Annotated in this window: 12 protein-coding genes and 2 pseudogenes; 11 read left to right on the forward strand and 3 right to left on the reverse strand. The window is 61.1% G+C overall.

All coding sequences use genetic code 11. The features are described 5' to 3' along the window. Window positions 1-191 (reverse strand): hypothetical protein (locus tag QLG10_RS16150; protein ID WP_282487670.1); only part of this gene is annotated, 191 nt, incomplete at its 3' end. On the opposite strand from QLG10_RS16150, the pseudogene QLG10_RS16155 reads away from it, so the two are divergent. Further along, a pseudogene (locus QLG10_RS16155) lies at window positions 190-1,432 on the forward strand (acyl-CoA dehydrogenase family protein). The gene QLG10_RS16150 and the pseudogene QLG10_RS16155 overlap by 2 nt on opposite strands. A gap of 195 nt (window positions 1,433-1,627) precedes the next feature. Beyond that, the gene (locus QLG10_RS16160; RefSeq protein ID WP_020799193.1) at window positions 1,628-2,407 is read left to right on the forward strand and encodes a TSUP family transporter; all 780 of its coding nucleotides are present in this window, start codon (window positions 1,628-1,630) and stop codon (window positions 2,405-2,407) included. Here QLG10_RS16160 and nudC read toward each other — a convergent pair. Continuing rightward, window positions 2,375-3,205 carry an NAD(+) diphosphatase gene (gene nudC / locus QLG10_RS16165; RefSeq protein WP_020799192.1) on the reverse strand — a complete coding sequence of 277 codons (831 nt, stop codon included), beginning with the start codon at window positions 3,203-3,205 and terminating at the stop codon, window positions 2,375-2,377. The two genes, QLG10_RS16160 and nudC, sit on opposite strands and share 33 nt — an antisense overlap. A 7-nt stretch (window positions 3,206-3,212) precedes the next feature. Continuing rightward, window positions 3,213-4,025 (reverse strand): crotonase/enoyl-CoA hydratase family protein, encoded by an 813-nt coding sequence (locus QLG10_RS16170; RefSeq protein WP_020799191.1) that lies wholly within the window; start codon window positions 4,023-4,025, stop codon window positions 3,213-3,215. A 541-nt stretch (window positions 4,026-4,566) separates the two neighbouring features. On the opposite strand from QLG10_RS16170, the gene glgA reads away from it, so the two are divergent. From glgA to QLG10_RS16215, 9 genes and pseudogenes are all read left to right on the forward strand, one after another. Next, window positions 4,567-6,153, forward strand: a complete 1,587-nt coding sequence (glgA, locus tag QLG10_RS16175) for a glycogen synthase GlgA (RefSeq protein ID WP_282487671.1) — start codon at window positions 4,567-4,569, stop codon at window positions 6,151-6,153. Between the two features lie 12 nt (window positions 6,154-6,165). Next, the gene (treZ, locus tag QLG10_RS16180; RefSeq protein WP_282487672.1) at window positions 6,166-7,962 is read left to right on the forward strand and encodes a malto-oligosyltrehalose trehalohydrolase; all 1,797 of its coding nucleotides are present in this window, start codon (window positions 6,166-6,168) and stop codon (window positions 7,960-7,962) included. Continuing rightward, the gene (malQ, locus tag QLG10_RS16185; protein WP_282487674.1) at window positions 7,959-10,037 is read left to right on the forward strand and encodes a 4-alpha-glucanotransferase; all 2,079 of its coding nucleotides are present in this window, start codon (window positions 7,959-7,961) and stop codon (window positions 10,035-10,037) included. Before treZ ends, malQ begins: the two co-directional genes overlap by 4 nt. Next, window positions 10,034-12,808 (forward strand): malto-oligosyltrehalose synthase, encoded by a 2,775-nt coding sequence (locus QLG10_RS16190; protein WP_282487675.1) that lies wholly within the window; start codon window positions 10,034-10,036, stop codon window positions 12,806-12,808. The genes malQ and QLG10_RS16190 overlap by 4 nt, the downstream gene beginning before the upstream one ends. A 21-nt stretch (window positions 12,809-12,829) precedes the next feature. Next, window positions 12,830-13,153: a DUF2934 domain-containing protein gene (locus QLG10_RS16195; protein WP_282487676.1), complete on the forward strand. Its 324-nt coding sequence runs from the start codon at window positions 12,830-12,832 to the stop codon at window positions 13,151-13,153. Between the two features lie 115 nt (window positions 13,154-13,268). Further along, the gene (glgX, locus tag QLG10_RS16200) at window positions 13,269-15,428 is read left to right on the forward strand and encodes a glycogen debranching protein GlgX (RefSeq protein WP_188264747.1); all 2,160 of its coding nucleotides are present in this window, start codon (window positions 13,269-13,271) and stop codon (window positions 15,426-15,428) included. A gap of 194 nt (window positions 15,429-15,622) precedes the next feature. Continuing rightward, window positions 15,623-16,381 (forward strand): PIG-L deacetylase family protein, encoded by a 759-nt coding sequence (locus QLG10_RS16205; RefSeq protein WP_110752237.1) that lies wholly within the window; start codon window positions 15,623-15,625, stop codon window positions 16,379-16,381. Window positions 16,382-16,788: 407 nt separating this feature from the next. Then, window positions 16,789-17,589, forward strand: a complete 801-nt coding sequence (locus tag QLG10_RS16210; protein WP_020800631.1) for an endonuclease/exonuclease/phosphatase family protein — start codon at window positions 16,789-16,791, stop codon at window positions 17,587-17,589. Window positions 17,590-17,818: 229 nt separating this feature from the next. After that, window positions 17,819-20,393 (forward strand): annotated as a pseudogene (locus QLG10_RS16215) (autotransporter outer membrane beta-barrel domain-containing protein). Window positions 20,394-20,428: the final 35 nt, after the last annotated feature.

A 20,428-nucleotide genomic window follows, 5' to 3' on the forward strand; every position in this document is an offset into this window, starting at 1 on the left:
CCGCCCCGCTCCCACAATGATTGAGCTGTGTCAGAAGCAATTTGCTGATGCAGTGTTGATCCGGCAACAGTTGAGGACGTCATGGTATTAGCGCCGGCCAGTAAATCCACGCGCCAGCCTCCGGCATGGACTGTGCAATCGCTCCTTGCACGAACATCATTTTTTCTGCCCAGCCAAGGAGCTGTTTCCATGACCGAACACCAGGTAATCAACCCGCTGTCCATCGGCACTGACTACGAAGCGCTGGCCGCCCGGTATCGCCCGATTTTCCAGCGAATCGCCGAAGGGGCCCTCCAACGCGAGCAGTCGCGCACCCATGCCCCATGAGCCGATCCAATGGCTCAAGGACGCTGGCTTTGGCGCAGTGCGGGTGCCCGTTGAATACGGCGGTGGCGGCGCCTCGCTGCCGCAGCTGGTTGAATTACTGATCGAACTGGCCGAGGCTGACTCGAACATTCCACAGGCATTGCGCGGTCACTTCGCCTTTGCCGAAGATCGCCTCAATTCCCCGCCTGGCACGGCCCGGGACATTTGGTTCAAACGGTTTGTAGACGGTGACGTCGTCGGTTGCGCCTGGACCGAAATCGGCAACGTGGCGATTGGCGACGTCATCACCAAGGTGTCGCTCCACGGCGAGCAATGGCGGCTGAACGGCGAGAAGTTCTACAGCACCGGCAGCCTGTTTTCCGACTGGATCGATGTGTATGCCCAACGTAGCGACACCGGTGGCGACGTGATTGCCGCGGTGCGCACGCGCCAGCCTGGGATCGTGCAAAGTGACGACTGGGACGGGTTCGGCCAGCGCACCACGGGCAGCGGCACGTCGCGCTTTGTCGACGCCGAGGTGGACGCACAAAACATCATCGACTTCGCTACGCGCTTCAAATACCAGACCGCGTTTTATCAGTTGGTGTTGCTGGCAACACTGGCCGGGATTGGCCGTGCAGCGTTGCGCGATGTGTCCCGGCAGGTGCGCGAACGCCAACGCATCTACAGCCATGGCAATGCCCAGCGCGTCAGTGAGGATGCGCAGGTCCAGCAAGTGGTCGGCGATATTGCCGCGTGGGTGTATGCCGCCGAGGCCGCCACTTTACGGGCGGCGCAGCCGGCACAACAGGCTTATCTGGCGAGGTTCGCCGGCGATGAACAACGGGAGCATGCGGCAAATGTCGCAGCGGAAATCGAATCGGCGAAAGCACAGGTGGTGGTCACGGAGTTGATCCAGCGCGCGTCCACGCAGTTGTTCAATGCGCTGGGGGCTTCGGATATTCGCCAGGGCAAATCGCTGGATCGGCACTGGCGCAATGCGCGTACCGTGTCGTCGCACAATCCGGTGATCTACAAGTCGCGGATTGTCGGAGACTGGGAAATCAACCGGACCGAGCCGCCGTTCGTGTGGCAGATCGGCAATGGGCCTGACCGTAAAATCTGAGCCCGATCCCCGTAGGAGCTGCCGCAGGCTGCGATCTTTTGATCTTGCCCCCTCAAAAACAAGATCAAAGATCGCAGCCTGCGGCAGCTCCTACAGGGGGTTGCGTCAGCGCGGTCGCAGCAAGAGTTGGATATGGGTAAGATACCGGCCCTTCCCTGCAGCCCTTCGCTGCCCCCCGCCGATTAAGCCGATTCCATGCCTTTCGAACTCAGCGTTGACCTCACAACCCTGGCCATCCTGGCCATTGTCGCTTTCATTGCCGGTTTCATCGACGCCATCGCTGGCGGCGGCGGCCTGTTGACCACCCCGGCCTTGCTGACCGCTGGCCTGCCGCCGCACCTGGTGCTGGGCACCAACAAACTCAGTTCGACCTTTGGCTCGGCCACGGCCAGCTTCACTTTTTACCGCCGCAAGTTGTTCCACCCCAGGCAGTGGACACACGCCATCGTCGGCACCCTGGTCGGAGCACTGACCGGTGCGGTCGTCGCTCATTACTTGCCGGCCGAATGGTTGAACAAGATGCTGCCAGTGATCGTGTTCGCCTGTGGCCTTTATCTTTTGTTCGGTGGCACGCCCAAGGCGCCGCTGGACAGCAACGCCCCGATCAGGAAAAAGTGGCAATCGACCCAAGGCTTCAGCCTCGGCTTCTACGATGGCGTGGCCGGTCCCGGTACAGGCGCGTTCTGGACCGTCAGCAGCCTGCTGATGTACCCGATCGACCTGGTGAAAGCCAGCGGCGTGGCGCGCAGCATGAACTTCGTCAGCAACATTGCGGCGTTGTCGGTGTTCGTGTTTTCCGGGCAAGTGGACTGGATCATCGGCCTGAGCATGGGCCTGTCGGTGATGGTCGGGGCGTTCTTCGGCGCCCGCACCGCCATCAGCGGCGGCGCGAAGTTCATTCGTCCGGTGTTCATCACCGTGGTGTTGGGCCTGACCGTCCGGCTAGCCTGGCAACACTGGTTCAGCGTGGCCTAAGCGCCGCGCCACGTAGACGTCGATCAGGTAGCGGGCGATCGAGCGTGAGGCCGGCAACGGCGGTAGATCATGCACATTGAACCACTGGGCGTCTTCGATCTCGTCCTCCTGGCAGACGATCTCGCCACCGGCGTATTCGGCATGGAAGCCGAGCATCATCGAGTGCGGGAACGGCCAGCACTGGCTGCCCAGGTACTGGACGTTCTTCACTTCGATCTGCACTTCTTCACGCACCTCGCGAATCAGGCAATCCTCAGCCGATTCGCCAGGTTCGGCAAACCCTGCCAACGTGCTGTAGACCCCGGCGACGAAGCGCGGCGAGCGTGCCAGCAGCACCTCATCGCCACGGGTCACCAGCACGATCATGCTTGGGGAAATCCGCGGATAGCTGCGTAAATCGCACGGCTGGCAATACATCGCCCGCTCACGCGGCACCTGGATCATGGCCTGGCCGCAGTTGCCGCAAAAACGGTGCTCGCGGGCCCAGGTGCCGATCTGCGCCGCGTAACCCAGGACCTTGAACACCGTGTGATCGCCTTCGAGCATGAACGCCCGCAAGCCTTTCCAGTTACAGCCCGGCACCTCGCTGTGGGCGCGCAACTCCAGCAGATAGACAGGTTCGCCATCCAGATGGCCAATACCGTGCTCGGCGAGTATCGCCAGGTCCTGGCGCTTGAGCCATTCCCGGGGGAACAATGCGCCGTTGTCATCGAACAAAAAGCCTTCGGGGCTGCGCGCTACCGCCCAGCCGCCGGGCTGGTCGGTGTCCAGTACTGCCGTGGTCCAGCGTGGAGTCATTTTTCAATCAATCCAGAAATTCGGGTTTCTGTTTGCTCATATGGGCGGCCATGGCCACGCGCAGATCGGTCGATTGCAGCATGGCGGCGTTCCAGGTGGCGACGTATTCCAGGCCGTCGTCGATGCGATGATCGCGCATATAGCTGATCATCTCCTTGGTGCCAGTAACGGCAATCGGCGACTTGCTCGCAATCTCGCGGGCGATGCCCATGACGCCGTCGAGCAGGCTGGCGGTATCGCTGTAGACGCGATTGACCAGGCCCATGCCTCGCGCTTCTTCGGCGCCGAAAATGCGACCAGTGTAAGCCAGTTCACGCAGCATGCCGTCCCCGATGATCCGCGGCAAGCGTTGCAGTGTACCGACGTCAGCAGCCATGCCGATATCGATTTCCTTGATCGAGAATTGCGCGTCTTCGGCGGCGTAGCGCATGTCACAGGCGGCAATCAGGTCGATGGCACCGCCCAGGCAATAACCCTGGATGGCCGCGAGCACCGGTTTGCGGCATTGGTCGACCGCATTGAAGGACGCCTGCAGATCAAGGATCTTGCGGCGCAGCAAGCGCGCATTGCGTCCAACGTCCTTGCCCAGCTCATTGGCCACGCCAGCCAGCATCATCAGGTCAATGCCTGAGGAAAAATGCTTTCCGGCGCCACTGAGTACCACTACCCGAACTTCGTCGGTGTCGTCGATCCATTGGAAAATCTCGATGATCTCGGTCCAGAAGGCAGCATTCATCGCGTTGATCTTGTCCGGGCGATTGATCTGCACATGAGCGATTTTATCTACCAGTTCGACGCTGAACGCTGTGTACTCAGACATGCTAGTGATCCTTTAGCGGGCAAAAAAGAAGCCTGAACTATAACAAGGCAGCAAGGCAGTGGTTCAGCCAAAAGCGGGACTTGCACACGCACCATAACGGTGCATGCATATTAAGACGTTACGCACAGCTTTGTGACCACCCGGTGAATTTCCAGGGCGAACATTCAAAAAAAACTGCATTTCGTCGGTGCTTTCGCGCCGGTACCAGGCACGTTCGTACCTAAACAACCGATTGTCGAACAATTTTGCCATCAGCACTTTACCGCTCTAAGTTCTGGCCTAGACTGATTTCCCCGAGGGCGACCGGTCAGTCAAAAAGTGGAAAAAAAGTCGAAACTTTTGCCACGCGGGATCGGTCGAGTAAAAAGAAGGTGCGTTGCGACTGGTGCAATCCTTGCAATGGTTAATTCACCCATTTTGCTTCAGCGCATTTGGGGAGCGCTTGCTCGCCGAGGCGTAGCGCTTTGCGCGTGGCCACACCCATTGGCCAGGTAACGTTTTGCCAGACCCAAGAACTAGATCAACAACACGGGAGATTCATATGATTAGTGCGGCTTTGGATGTTCAGGGAGAGCTGGCTCATCAACAGATCGGCGAATCGAGCGCCGCGACTGCTCTCAGTGCCCAACCGATCAGCGTTACCAATACCCGGACGCTGGCGCCGGTGGCCAGTCAGAATCCCAATAAGAAGAAAGTGTTGTTCGTCACCTCCGAAATTGCCGACCTGGTGAAAACCGGCGGCCTGGGAGACGTTTCCGCCGCGCTGCCCCGGGCCATGGCACACCTGCACGATGTGCGTGTCCTGATCCCCGGTTATCCGCAGGTCATGCACAGTGAAAATCCGATTCACATCATCGGTGAACTCGGTGGTCACGCGGCGCTCCCGCCGTGCAAGATCGGGCGCATGGACATGCCTGACGGTCTGGTCATTTATGTGTTGATCTGCCCTGAGCTCTACGAGCGCGAAGGTTCACCCTATGGCGCCAACAACGGCCGCGACTGGCCGGACAACCATATCCGTTTCGCCCGCCTGGGCCTGGCGGCCGCCGATATTGCCGCCAACCTTGCACAGATCCACTGGTGCCCGGACCTGGTGCACGCCCATGACTGGCCCGCTGGCCTGGCCCCTGCCTATATGCACTGGCGTGGGCAGCGCACGCCGACCCTGTTCACCATCCATAACCTGGCGTACCAGGGCGTGACGAGCCTGGGGTCGTGCCCCGAGCTGGGCATTCCGCAGCACGCCTTGCAACAGGAAGGCATGGAGTTCTACGGCAAGATGTCGTTCCTGAAGGCTGGCATGGCCTATTCGAGCCACATCACCACAGTCAGCGCGACCTACGCCCAGGAAATCACCACCCCGGACTTCGGCTGCGGTCTCGACGGATTTCTCGCCGCCAAGACCCAGCAAGGCCTGCTCAGCGGCATTCCCAACGGCATCGACGAAAGCTGGGATTCGGCCACCGACCCGCACCTGTTCTGCCCCTTCAAAATCGGTGACTGGGACGGCAAGGCGGTCAACGCCGCCCACGTTCGCCAGTTGTTCGGCCTGCAAGACAGTGAAGGCCCGCTATTTGCCGTGGTTTCGCGCCTGGTTTACCAAAAAGGCCTGGACCTGACCGAAGCGGTCTCCGAATACATCGTCAAATCCGGCGGCCAGATCGCCATCATCGGTCGTGGCGAGCCGGAAGAAGAACAAGCCATGCGCGAACTGGCCCTGCGTTTTCCAGGGCAGATCGGTGTGCGCATCGGCTTCAACGAAACCGATGCCCGACGGATGTTTGCCGGTAGCGATTTCCTCTTGATGCCGTCGCGCTATGAACCTTGTGGCCTCAGCCAGATGTACGCCCAGCGTTTCGGCTCGTTGCCGGTGGCGCGCAATACCGGTGGCCTGGCAGACACCATTGAAGATGGCGTGACCGGCTTCCTGTTCAATGAATCCACGGTGGACAGTTATCAGCAAGCCTTGAGCCGAGCGTTCAAGGTGTTCGCCTTCCCCGACCTGCTCAATGCCATGCGCTGCCGCGCCATGGCGGCACCGTTCAACTGGTGCAAGGCGGTCGAACCCTATGCCGAACTCTACGAGCAGCTTGTAGCCAAAGCCTTGGGGAAATCGCACAAACAGTAAGAGGCTCACGCAATGCCGTTACGGACCCTTGAGACCTGGCCCCACGGCGCAATCAAACTGGACCCGCAAAACACGCGATTCGCGTTGTGGGCACCCGATGCGTTCTACGTCAGTGTCGAACTGGAAAATGGACAGTCCTTGCCGTTGCTGCCTCAGGCCGACGGTTGGTTCGTGATCAACACCCGCTGCCCGGCGGGTACCCGATACCGCTACAACATCGATGGCGAACTGGAGGTGCCCGACCCGGCCTCCCGCGCCCAGGCCGGGGACATTGACCAGTACAGCGTGGTGGTCGACCCGTTGGCCTACCAGTGGCGGCACAGCACCTGGCTGGGACGTCCGTGGAATGAAGCGGTGATCTACGAGTTGCACGTCGGCGCCCTCGGCGGCTTTCTCGCCGTGGAGGAGCACCTGGCACATCTGGTGGAGCTTGGGGTCACCGCAATCGAGTTGATGCCGATCGCGCAGTTTCCCGGCGAACGCAATTGGGGCTACGACGGGGTGCTGCTCTATGCACCCCAGGCCTCCTACGGTTCTCCCGAGCAACTCAAGCACCTTATCGACACCGCCCATGGCCTTGGCCTGGCGGTGATGCTCGACGTGGTCTACAACCACTTCGGGCCGGATGGCAATTACCTGCACCGCTACGCCAAGGGGTTCTTCCGCGAAGACCTGCACACGCCATGGGGAGCGGCCATCGATTTTCGCCGGCGCGAGGTGCGCGACTTCTTCATCGACAACGCCTTGATGTGGTTGCTGGAGTACCGCTTTGACGGCTTGCGCCTGGACGCGGTGCATGCCATCGAAGACCCGGACTTTCTCCAGGAACTGGCCCAGCGGGTGCGCCAGCAAACCGATCCGTCGCGACATGTGTGGCTGGTGGTGGAAAACGAACATAACCAGGCCAGCCTGCTCGAACAGGGTTTCGACGCACAGTGGAACGATGACGGTCATAACGCCTTGCACGTGCTGCTGACCGGCGAGACCGATGCCTATTACGCCGACTATGCAAAAAATCCCACCGAACAGCTGGCCCGCTGCCTGAGCCAGGGCTTTGTGTTCCAGGGCCACCTCAACCGCCATGGCCAAGCGCGCGGCGAGCCCAGCGGGCATTTGCCACCCAGCGCGTTCGTGCTGTTCTTGCAGAATCACGACCAGATCGGCAACCGCGCCTTTGGCGAGCGACTGCATCAACTGGCCCACCCCGACGCATTAAAAGCCGCGACGGCGCTGTTGCTGCTGTCACCGATGATTCCCCTGATGTTCATGGGCGATGAGTTTGCCGCCGAACAACCGTTCCTGTTTTTCACCAGCCACCACGGCGAACTCGCACGCTTGGTGCGCGAAGGCCGGCGCAATGAATTTGCCGCGTTCAGCGCGTTTGCCGACCCGCATCAACGTGAACGGATTCCCGATCCCAACGCACCACAGACCTTCGAAGCGTCCCGCCCTACCCTCACGGTCAACGGGGCTTCGGCGATGCATGAGTTCTACCGCCAACTGCTGCAGATCCGCCATCGGCACCTCGTCCCGCACTTGCCCGGGACCCGGGCGCGCAATGCACAGGTGCTGGGTTTTGGCGCGGTCAGCGCGTCATGGTGCCTGGGCGATGGCAGTCAATTGCGCATCGACCTCAACCTCAGCGACACGCCGGTCTGCCATGTGCCACAGGTGGACGCAAGCTTGCTGTTCGAACACCCGCCCGGGTCTGGCCAACGGCTGGACCAGGGCACCTTGCCCCCGTATTGCGCAATTGTCAGCCTCACGGCCGCGGCCCCTTTGCTACACCTTGATGGAGAGCGCCAATGAGTGATGCGCAACTGGAAATACTTGCTAGCCGGGCTGGCCTGGCGGTCGACTGGATCGACGCCAATGGTCGTCCGCAAAAAGTCGCGCCTTCGGTACTGCGCAACGTCCTCACGGGACTCGGCCACCCGGCCGGCAGCGCCCAGGAAATCGACGCCAGCCTGCTCGAACTGCAACAAGTACAACAGACCCGGCACCTGCCGCCTCTGATCACCGCCGATGTCGGCGTGGGACTCAACCTGGCGCACTTTTTTGAGCCGCTGACACCCTGCGAGATCCATCTTGAAGATGGCTCGAAACTCAGTCTCAAGCTGGATGCCGAAGCCGTTCTGCCGGGGCTGATCCCGGTCGGTTACCAACACGTCAAGATCGATGGACAAAGCTTTACCCTGGCCGTGGCTCCCGCCCGCTGCTACAGCGTAGCCGATGCGGTGGACAGCCCGATCCCGCGCGCCTGGGGCCTGAGCGTGCAACTGTATGCATTGCGCCGTGCCGGCGATGGCGGCTTTGGCGACACCCAGGCACTGGAAGACCTGGCCCGGGTGGCGGGCGAACGCGGCGCCGACGCACTGGCGATCAGTCCCTTGCATGCCATGTTTGCCAACGACACCCAGCGCTATAGCCCCTATTCGCCGTCAAGCCGTCTGTTTCTCAATAGCCTGTATTGCGCGCCGGGGGCGATTCTCGGTGAGCGCGCGATGCGCACCGCTATCGATGCCACCGGCCTGGCTGCCGAACTTCTGCGTTTGCAAGAACTGCCATTGATCGATTGGCCGGCCGCTGCCGAAGCCAAGCATCGCCTATTACAGGCGCTGTACGACGGATTCGTGCACGGCGAACATCCACTGCACGCCGACTTCAGCAGCTTTCGCCATGCCGGCGGTGAAGCGCTGGAAAATCATTGCCGCTTCGAGGCCATTCAAGAAACCCGTGCCGCCCGGGGCGAAAGCCTCGACTGGCGTGAGTGGCCGCCGCAGTGGCGCAACCCGCGCAGCGCTGCCCTGGCCGAATTCGCCGAAGAGAACGCTGGCCGCATCGGCTTCTTCGCCTTCTGTCAATGGTTGATCACCCGTTGCCTGGAGCGCGCGCAAGCCGCCGCCCGCAGCAGCGGCATGGGCATTGGCCTGATCGCCGACCTGGCCGTTGGTGCCGATGGCGGTGGCAGCCAGGCCTGGAGCCGCCAGGACGAATTGCTCGCTTCCCTCACCGTTGGCGCGCCACCGGACATTCTCAACCGCACCGGCCAGGGTTGGGGCATCTCTGCGTTTTCCCCCGAAGGCCTGGTGCGCAACGGCTTTCGTGCGTTCATTGAAATGCTGCGCGCCAACTTCGCCCACGCCGGTGGCCTGCGGATCGACCATGTCATGGGCTTGCAACGGTTGTGGGTGATCCCCAATGGCGCATCGCCCGCTGATGGGGCTTACCTGTATTACCCGTTTGACGACTTGCTGCGCCTGCTGACCCTCGAGTCCCATCGCCACCAGGCCATCGTCCTCGGCGAAGACCTGGGCACGGTGCCGGACGGTCTGCGGGAAAAACTCAGCGCCCGTTCGATCCTGGGTATGCGAGTGTTGCTGTTCGAACAGGACAACACTCACTTCAAACCGATCCTCGACTGGCCGGACAACGCCCTCGCCACCACCAGTACCCACGACCTGCCCACCCTCAATGGCTGGTGGCATGGCCGCGACATCGACTGGAACGCCCGCCTCGGCCTGGTCGATGCCAGTTCTGAAATCGAGTGGCGCCAGCATCGCGAGCGCGAACGCGAAGGCCTGCGCCGGACCTTGAGCCAAGACCCGCAGAACTTTCGCGAAGAGTCACACGAAACCGATCAGGTCCTCGACGCCAGTGTGCGTTTCCTCGGCCACACCCGCGCCCCGCTGGTACTGCTGCCTCTGGAGGATGCACTGGGCATTGAACAGCAGGCCAACCTGCCCGGCACCATCGATACCCACCCCAACTGGTCCCGCCGGTTACCCGTTACCAGCGAAGCCTTGCTCGATGGCCCGGACGCCGCCAGACGCCTGGAACTGCTCGCCTGCGCGCGACTTCAGGCGGCCGAGCGTGACCAATGAACCCGGTCGCTATCGCGCCGCTGCGGGCCACCCTGCGGCTGCAATTTCACAAGGGTTTTACTCTCGATGATGCCGTGCCGCTGGTGCCCTACTTCGCCCGCCTGGGCATCAGCCACGTATACGCATCGCCGCTGCTGAGCGCCCGCGCGGGCTCCATGCACGGCTATGACGTGGTGGACCCGACCACGGTCAACCCGGAACTGGGCGGTGAATCTGCGCTGCGCCGCCTGGTCGCCGCGCTGCGTGACCAGAACATGGGGTTGATCCTCGACATCGTCTCCAACCACATGGCGGTCGGCGGTAACGACAATCCCTGGTGGCTGGACTTGCTGGAGTGGGGACGCCTGAGCCCGTACGGCGAATTCTTCGATATCCAGTGGCACTCGCCCGACCCCTTGATGGAAGGCCAGTTGCTGTTGCCCTTCCTGGGCAGCGACTACGGCATCGCCTTGCAGGACGGCACCCTGGCGCTGCGTTTCAATGCGCAGCGCGGCGCGTTTCATGTGGAGCATTACGATCATCACTTTCCGATATGCCCCAGTCATTACGGCGAGCTGCTCAAGACGGATGCCGAGCCACTGAAATTGCTGGCGGACCGGTTCAACGCCTTGAGCTATCAGACAGATGCCTACACCCTGGCGACTGCGTTAAAAGAAGCATTGCGCGAACTGGCCAGCGATCCCGCAATACTGCAAGCCATCGAACAAAACCTGCAGGCCTACGATTCTCTGACCAGCGAAGGTTTTCAACGCTTGCATGACTTGCTGGAGCGCCAGAGCTACCGCCTCGCCAGTTGGCGCACCGCTGCGGACGACATCAACTGGCGGCGTTTTTTCGATGTCAACGAGTTGGGCGGTTTGCGCGTCGAGCGCCCAGCGGTGTTCGAGGCGACCCACGCGAAGATCTTCCAGCTGGTGGAACAAGGACTGGTCGACGGGTTGCGCATCGACCACATCGACGGCCTCGCCGACCCACGGGGGTACTGTCGCAAACTGCGGCGACGCGTCGACAGCCTGGCAGCGGGTCGACACCTGCCGATCTATGTGGAAAAGATCCTGGGCGAAGGCGAAACCCTGCATCGCGACTGGTCGGTGGATGGCACCACCGGCTACGAGTTCATGAACCAGTTGTCGCTGCTGCAACACGATCCCGCCGGTCAACCCACCTTGGGTGAGCTCTGGCACCGCTATAGCGGGCGCCCGGCTGACTTCCGCCAGGAAGCCCAACTGGCACGCCAGCAGATTCTCAATGGCTCGCTGGCCGGGGATTTCGAAAGTGTCGCCCAGGCGTTGTTGCAAGTGGCCCGGGATGACCTGATGACCCGTGACCTGACGCTGGGCGCGATCCGTCGCGCGCTGCAGGAACTGATCGTGCATTTCTCGGTGTATCGCACCTACATCAGTGCTCTGGGCCGTTCGGCGCAGGACGAAGTGTTTTTCCAGCAAGCCATGGATGGCGCCCGACAAACCCTTGGGGAAGCCGACTGGCCAGTGCTCGAGTGCCTGGCAGGGTGGCTGGGGGGCGAGAGCTGGCGAAAACGCCCGGCTGGCCGGCTGCGCAAACGGCTCAAGCATGCCTGCGTGCGTTTTCAGCAACTGACTTCACCTGCCGCCGCGAAGGCCGTGGAAGACACCGCGTTCTATCGTTCGGCGGTGTTGCTATCGCGCAATGACGTCGGCTTCAGCACGGAACAATTCAGTGCCCCTGTGGCCGATTTTCATGCTGCCTGTGCCCAGCGCCTGGCCGATTTCCCGGATAACCTGCTCGCCACCGCGACCCACGATCACAAGCGTGGCGAGGATACGCGCGCGCGCCTGTCCGTCTTGAGTGAACGCAGTCAATGGTACGTCGAACAGATCGGCCTCTGGCACGCCCTCGCCCGGCCCTTGCGCGACGATGAGCAGATGCCGTCAGCCGGCGATGAGTTGATTCTCTATCAGGCACTGCTGGGCAGCTGGCCGCTGGACCTGCGCACCGACGACCCCGCGGCCCTGGAGGACTACGCCCAACGCATCTGCCAGTGGCAACGCAAGGCCCTGCGCGAAGCCAAGCTGCAAAGCAGCTGGAGCGTACCCAATGAAGCGTATGAACAAGCCAGCGAAAACTTTACCCGGCGCCTGCTGCTGAGCCCGGAAGGTGATCTATTGCGCACCGCCCTGGGCAAGGCAGCCCGCACGATTGCCTTGCCTGGCGCCCTCAACGGATTGGCGCAAACCTTGCTGCGCATGACGGTACCGGGAGTGCCGGACCTGTATCAGGGCAACGACTTCTGGGACTTCACGCTGGTCGATCCGGACAACCGCCGGCCAGTGGATTACGCCAGCCGCCAGCAGGCCTTGCAGCAGCCATTGGATCTGCCTGATCTGTCGGAGCACTGGCGCGACGGGCGCATCAAGCAAGCCTTGATTGCGCGGACTTTAACCACCCGTGCCGAGCACGCCGAGCTGTTTCGACGCGGGACTTACCAGCCCCTCGAAGTCATTGGCAGCCAGGCCAATCGGGTTTTGGGATTTGTCCGTGAATGGCAGGGTACCCGCGCCATCGTCATCGTGCCGATCCGTTGTTCGGCATTGCTGGAAAACAGTGCCGTGCCTCACGTGGACGCGCCGCAGTGGGGCGATACCCGGATCAGTTTGCCGTTCACAATCGCCGACGAAAATCTGAAGGGACTTTTTTCAAGCGTCGCAGTCACAAAACACAGGGAGCTGATGATCAGCGCCGCGCTGGGGGATTTCCCGGTCAATCTCTTTATCCAGGCTACAAACATTTGAGTTCAGTTCAGGAGCAATGCGATGAGTACCGACGATAAACGCATCCGCGAGTTTGCCTATCAGATCTGGGAATCCGAAGGCAAACCTGAGGGCCAGGAAGCACGACATTGGGAGATGGCGTGCAAACTGGCTGAAGCCGAAGCCCTGGCACCGAAAAAGCCGGCCAAAGCAGCGTCGAGCAAGACAACCGTGGGCAAAGCCGGCGACGGCAAACTCAATGGCAAGGCCGGGGAAGCAAAACCCAAGGCCAAAGCCAAGCAGGCAGCTGCTTCCGCGGTGATACCACCGGGGGAAAAGGCCGCTGAGAAAAAACCTCGCGCACCGCGAAAACCGCCTGCGGTCTAAGCTTTTCTCACGCTGTCCGGAAGATTCCAGTGGCGAGCCCGCTCGCCACCGAGGGATTCGCTCGCCCGCGAAAAAATTTTGAGCCCCTTCACTGCCTGCCGTTACTGGAGCATTTATGACCCGAACCAAGAAAGAAACGCCACCTCCCCGTGCCGAACCCTCGCGCATCCGCGAAGGACTGCCCTTCCCGCTCGGTGCGACCTGGGATGGCCTGGGGGTCAACTTCGCCCTGTTCTCGGCCAACGCCACCCGCGTCGAACTGTGCATTTTCGATGACGCCGGCGAAGTGGAGCTCGAACGCATCGAACTGCCGGAGTACACCGACGAGATCTACCACGGCTACCTCCCCGATGCCCATCCGGGGCTGATCTACGGCTACCGCGTGTACGGCCCGTATGATCCGGCCAACGGTCATCGTTTTAACCCCAACAAGCTGTTGATCGACCCGTACGCCAAACAGCTGGTCGGTCAGTTGAAATGGTCCGAAGCCTTGTTTGGCTACACCATTGGCCACCCCGACGCCGACCTCAGCTTCGACGAACGCGACAGCGCGCCCTACGTGCCGAAATGCAAGGTGATCGATCCGGCGCACACCTGGGGCCACGATCACCGGGTCAGCGTGCCATGGGACAAAACGATCATCTATGAAACCCACGTGCGCGGCTTCAGCATGCGCCACCCCGCCGTTCCCGAAAACCAGCGCGGGACCTTTGCCGGGCTGATGGTCGACGAAGTGCTGGAGCATATCCGCAAGCTGGGGGTGTCGACCGTCGAGCTGCTGCCGATCCACGCCTTCGTCAACGACCAGCACCTGCTGCACAAAGGCATGACCAACTACTGGGGCTACAACAGCATTGCGTTCTTCGCCCCCGACCCGCGTTACCTGGCCAGCGGCAAGATCGCCGAGTTCAAGGAAATGGTCGCGCACCTGCACGAAGCCAACCTGGAAGTGATCCTCGACGTGGTCTACAACCACACCGCCGAGGGCAACGAACAGGGCCCGACCCTGTCGATGCGCGGTATCGACAACGCCTCTTATTACCGCTTGATGCCTGACGACAAGCGCTTCTACATCAACGATTCCGGCACCGGCAACACCCTGGACCTGAGCCATCCGTGCGTATTGCAGATGGTCACCGATTCGCTGCGCTACTGGGCCTCGGAAATGCACGTGGACGGTTTCCGCTTCGACCTGGCGACCATACTTGGGCGTTATCACGACGGTTTCGACGAACGTCACAGTTTCCTCGTGGCTTGCCGCCAGGACCCGGTACTGCGCCAGGTCAAGCTGATCTCCGAACCCTGGGATTGCGGGCCCGGTGGTTATCAGGTCGGCAACTTCCCGCCGGGCTGGGTGGAATGGAACGACAAGTTTCGCGACACCGTGCGCGCTTTCTGGAAAGGCGACGACGGCCAATTGGCGGACTTTGCCAGCCGCATGACCGCGTCCGGCGAAATGTTCAACCAGCGTGGTCGGCGTCCTTACTCATCGCTGAATTTCATCACCGCCCACGACGGTTTCACCCTCAATGACCTGGTGTCGTACAACGACAAGCACAACGAAGCCAACGACGAGAACAACCAGGACGGCAGCAACAACAACCTGTCCTGGAACCATGGCGTCGAAGGCCCCACCGACGACCCGCAAATCAACGACCTGCGCTTTCGACAGATGCGCAACTTCTTTGCCACCTTGCTGCTGGCCCAGGGTACGCCAATGATCGTGGCCGGCGACGAATTCGCCCGGACTCAGGAAGGCAACAACAATGCTTATTGCCAGGACAGCGAGATCGGCTGGGTCAACTGGGACCTGAGCGAGGATGGCAAGGCGTTGCTCAAGTTCGTCAAGCGCCTGATCAAGTTGCGCCTGGCCTATCCGATTTTGCGCCGGGGGCGCTTCCTGGTGGGCAACTACAATGAGGACATCGGCGTCAAGGATGTCACCTGGCTGGCACCCGATGGTAGCGAGATGACCACCGAGCACTGGCACGATGCGCACAATCGCTGCCTGGGCATGTTGCTCGACGGGCGAGCCCAGGAAACCGGGATCCGCCGCAAAGGCGCGGACGCCACGTTGTTGCTGGTGGTCAACGCCCATCACGACATCGTCAACTTCCTTCTGCCGGAGGTACCGGACGGCAGCTTCTGGACCTGCCTGATGGACACCAATCAACCGTCCATACGCGGTCAGGAACGCTTCGATTTCGGGCGCGAGTACTCGGTCACCGGACGCTCATTGCTGTTGTTCGAACTGCAACGTGAGGAAGAGGAGTAGAAATCACCGGCGCAATGAAAGAAATTGAGCCATGCGTGCACTTGCGGCGCGACGAATAGCGATACATGAGCAATACTCGATGCGCGGCTGTCCAGGGTCCGGAGCGCCGCGCTTCGCTATCAACCCGCCCTCATGGCTGTAGCAGCGCTTGCGTTGCGCAGGACTGGGGGCGTATGGAACAAGGACGTAACGCCATGAAATCTGTGTCCATCAGTGACAGCAGCTGTACAGAGCAAATCTGGAACAGCGCCCCGCAACTGGCCAATATTCCGGTCATCGGTACTCAATCCCTTCTCTCCCCGGGCGCGCGCGCCGTGGTGATCGCCCCACATCCCGGCGACGAAGTGTTGACTTGCGGCGGTTTGCTGCAGTTGCTCAGCGCCATGGGACACCCCTTGCAATTGATTTCGGTGACCGACGGCAGCGCCAGTCATCCGGGCTCCCAACAGTGGTCGGAGAAACGCCTGAGCGTGTTTCGCTCCCAGGAAAGTGTCGAGGCCTTGCGCCGGCTTGGATTGCCGATGCACAGCCTGAAATGGATACGCGGCGGCTTCACCGACCATACCCTGGCTGAGCATGAACAGGCGCTCACCCAATTCATCGTCCGTTATCTACGGCCGGGCGATGTGGTGTTCAGCACCTGGTGCGAGGATGGCAACAGCGACCATGACGCCGTCGGTCGCGCCAGCGCTAATGCCGCCACCATCGCCGGCGCCGTCTTCACCGAAATACCGGTCTGGGCCTGGCATTGGCCATCGCGAGACAGCGCCTTGATCCCCTGGCACCGGGCGCGCAAAGTGCGCCTGGACACCTGGACGGTGGCGCGCAAGAGCCATGCTACCCATGCCTATGCCAGTCAACTTGACGGTGAACCGGCCGTCGGGATTGCGCCACGGCTGCCGCGCATTTTGCTGGAGCGGATGCGGTTGCCTTATGAAATTGTGTTTGTCTGAAAGTGCGGTTGTTTGGTGTACATATCCATTGCTGCGGCAAGGCCTGCGTTCGGCCAGCGTGTTTAACGGGGCGCTCGCGATCAACATCAAAGCGAGGCGGCCTTAAAGCCGACCTGACTTTGACGGGTGCACCTGGATCCCCTGTGGGAGCCAGCCTGCTGGCGATGGAAGTCAACGATAACGCGCCCTGTCTGGATGAACGCTGTCTGGACGTTTTTCACCAGCGGGCTGGCTCCCACAATGGCATGGCGGACAAACCTATAATCAGGTCGACTAACAGGCCGCCACCGCTGCGACGCGATTCCCGCTGCGTTCGGACGATTTTTTGGCATCACGGCATAACGCGCTGAACTGCTCGCTCCCCTATCAGTCGCATGCATAAGCAACCCGGATTCAGAGGAGTGAAAGTGAGCAGTGACTCTAATCGGCTGGCAGCAGGATCAGTGCCGTTGAACAGCCCCGAGGCTATCCATCGACTGCGCGTGTTGACCGTCAACACCCACAAAGGCTTTACCGCCCTCAATCGGCGTTTCATCCTCCCGGAATTACGCGAAGCGGTACGCAGTACCTCAGCGGACCTGGTGTTCCTGCAAGAAGTCGTCGGTGAACACGAGCGCCATTCTTCGCGCTACAACGATTGGCCACAAACCTCGCAATACGAGTTCCTTGCCGACAGCATGTGGAGCGACTTCGCCTACGGGCGAAATGCGGTTTATCCCGACGGTCACCATGGCAACGCACTGCTGTCCAAATACCCGATCCGTGAATACCGCAACCTTGACGTCTCCATTACCGGCCCCGAACGCCGTGGGCTGTTGCACTGCGTGCTGGATGTACCGGGCCATGCCGAGGTCCATGCTATCTGCGTTCACCTGAGCCTGCTGGAGAGTCATCGACAGTTGCAGTTGCAGTTGCTCTGCCAGTTGCTCGAATCCTTGCCCGATGACGCCCCCGTCATCATTGCCGGCGACTTCAACGACTGGCAGTTACAGGGCAACGCCGCTCTCTCGCGCCGCGACTACTTGCACGAAGCCTTCGAACGCCACCATGGCCGGCCGGCAAAAACCTACCCGGCTCGCTTCCCGCTGCTGCGCCTGGATCGGATCTACTTGCGCAACGCCAGTAGCCACGATCCGAAAATCCTCGGCCATAAGCCCTGGACACACCTGTCGGATCATTTGCCATTGGCGGTTGAAGTACACCTGTAACACGTCAAACCTGATCTCCAACTGTCATTTATGACAGTAGATACATCCAAAAACACTTGCTACGGTGCTCTCGTCCGTTCGACTGACTCGGATGGACATGCCCGTAGCCGTCGTTGCCTGAAGGGTCTTTTGCCTTCCTGATGATGTCTCGCGACTCGCGCTGCAGATGCACCCCCTACCTTGCCGTTCCTGCAAGGCATCGGGTGTCGAATCTTGAGCGGAGACGCGCATGGACCTTTGTAAAGCACTGCCCAGCTACCGTTACAGCACCTGTGCCATTTCGATCTGGCTGTGCATGGGCTGGTCCCTGCCTAGCCAGGCGGCTTGTACCTTGGTCCCTTCCACTGGCAACGACAACTTCGTGTGCGACAGCGGCAACAACGGGCCGCTGACTGATTTGGCGGGAAACAACAACCTGGCCTTCCCCACCAATGGCACCGGCACGATCACAGGCAATGTGACGTTCGGCGCCGGCAACGATACCCTGGTCATGAATTCCGGCGTCATTACCGGGATCGCCCAACAGGGGGACGGCAGCGACAGCTTCACCATTGACGCCGGCCAGATCACCGGGGCGATGAACCAGGGTAATGGCGTCGACACCGCCCTCATACGTGGCGGGACTATCCAGTCGCTGGCCCAGGGCGACAGTCGCGACGTCTTCCAGATGAGCGCAGGCATGATCATTGGCGCCTTCGAAGACGGTGACACCGCCAAAATGACAGGTGGCAGCATCGGCCGGGTCGATATGAAGCTCGATGACAATCTGTTCGACCTGTCTGGTGGCGAGATCCTCGGCAATCTGCTCACCGGGTTTGGGACTGACACCATCATCGTGTCCGGTGGCCGAATTGGCGGCAACATCAGTGTCAGCGGTGGCAATGACAGCATTACGGTGACTGGAGGCGAAATCGTCGGGGAGATCCGGGCCAGCGCGGGCAATGACAGCTTGACCTGGGATAGCGGTGGCATCATCCGTTCGGCGATCCTGATGGGAGATGGCGATGACCGGGCAACCCTGCGCAATCTCAGTGCCAGCAGCCTGGCCCAGACTCCGACCCTGGATGGGGGCAACGGCAGCGATCTGCTGACCTTCGATAACACCACCACCAGCGGCGTCGCTCGCTACATCAACTGGGAAACCGTCAACCTGAACAATAAGTCGCAACTGGACTTCGACGGCAACTTTGTCCTGGGTGACAGCACCACCGGTAGCGGTGTATTCAACATCGACAGCAGCAGTGTCGTGACCTCGGCCAAGGGTAGCCTCACGCCCATCTCCGCAGACCAGCGGGCGACGCTGAACAACGCCGGGATCATCGACCTTGGTAGCGGCAACAGTCGCACCAGCGACACCCTGACAGTACAGGGCAACTATGCGGGCAACGGCGGCCAGCTATGGCTACAAAGCCCGATGGGCGATGACAGCTCCCCCAGTGACAAACTGGTGGTCAACAACGGTACCTTGTCTGGCACCACGTCCATTACCGTCAGCAACCTCGGCGGCACGGGGGCCGCCACCTTGCAAAACGGTATTCAAGTCGTCCAGGCCCAAGGCACGGCCATCAGCGACAGTGGCGCCTTTAGACTCAAAGCCCCGTTGTCGGTCGGCGCCTTTGATTATTACCTGTTCAAGGGGGGGCGTCACTGCCGGGAGCGAAAACAGCTGGTACCTGCGTTCGTCCGTGGTTGCACCGCCATTGGTTGCAGCGCCAGTGCCCGATCCAGATCCGACGCCCAATCCCGATCCAACCGTGCCGCCCGTCCTGGTGCCGTTGGTGGCGTTACCGGTGGCGGCTGTTGGCACACCGCCCTTGCCGACCCCCGTTGCCGGTGCGGCGCCCGTTCCCCTGTACCGCCAGGAAGTCCCGGTCTGGTCAGTGTTGCCTCCGGCGGCCGCGCAGTTGGCCCTGACGGCACTCGGCACCTTCCATGATCGACAGGGTGATCAACGCCTGCTGAAAGAAACCGGCGCGTTTGGCGCAGGCTGGGGCCGGGTCTATGGGAAAAACATCGAGCAGACCTGGGCCGGCACCGTCACGCCACGGCTCGATGGCTCGCTGAACGGATTTCAGGTGGGCAACGACCTGTTCGGCTCGCAAACTTCCGGTGGGCAAACCCAGCGCACCGGCTTCTTCGTCGGCCATAGCCGCTTGAAGGGTGACGTCGACGGTTTCAACCAGGGGTTCCAGGACAAACGTGCCGGCAAGGTCGAATTGCAAGGCGATAGCCTCGGGCTTTACTGGACACTGACCGACCCCAAGGGTTGGTATCTCGATACGGTGGCGATGTACACCTGGCTCAACGGCGACAGTCACTCCGAGCGTAGCCTGAAAATCGATAATGATGGCCACGCCATGACCCTCTCCGTCGAGGCCGGCTACCCTGTTGCCGTAGCGAACAACTGGGTGGTCGAACCCCAGCTGCAAGTGATCAATCAAAAGGTTGACCTGAAGCATCAGGACGACGGCATTTCAAAGCTGTCGTTCGATTCCGACGCCGCCTGGACCGGCCGTCTCGGCGCCCGGCTCAAGGGCCGATACGACGTCGCCGACCTGCCGCTGGAACCCTACCTGCGCGTGAACCTGTGGCACACCATGTCGGGAACCGACACGGTGACTTTCGACGACAGCACCGAGATCAACACCCGCCAACGCTCCTCATCGGCGGATCTGGGTTTGGGTGCCATCCTGACACTTGCGCCCGCTGTCAGCATGTACGCCAATGCAGATTACAGCAGCAATATCGACAGCAATCCTTTGCGGGGAATGAGCGGTAACCTGGGAGTCAGGATGAGCTGGTAAGACTGAGCAAAGGCTCTAGCTCGAGAGTTTTTTGA

Origin of the sequence: Pseudomonas sp. V98_8, assembly GCF_029967975.1 — a bacterium.
Classification (GTDB): Bacteria; Pseudomonadota; Gammaproteobacteria; order Pseudomonadales; family Pseudomonadaceae; genus Aquipseudomonas; species Aquipseudomonas umsongensis.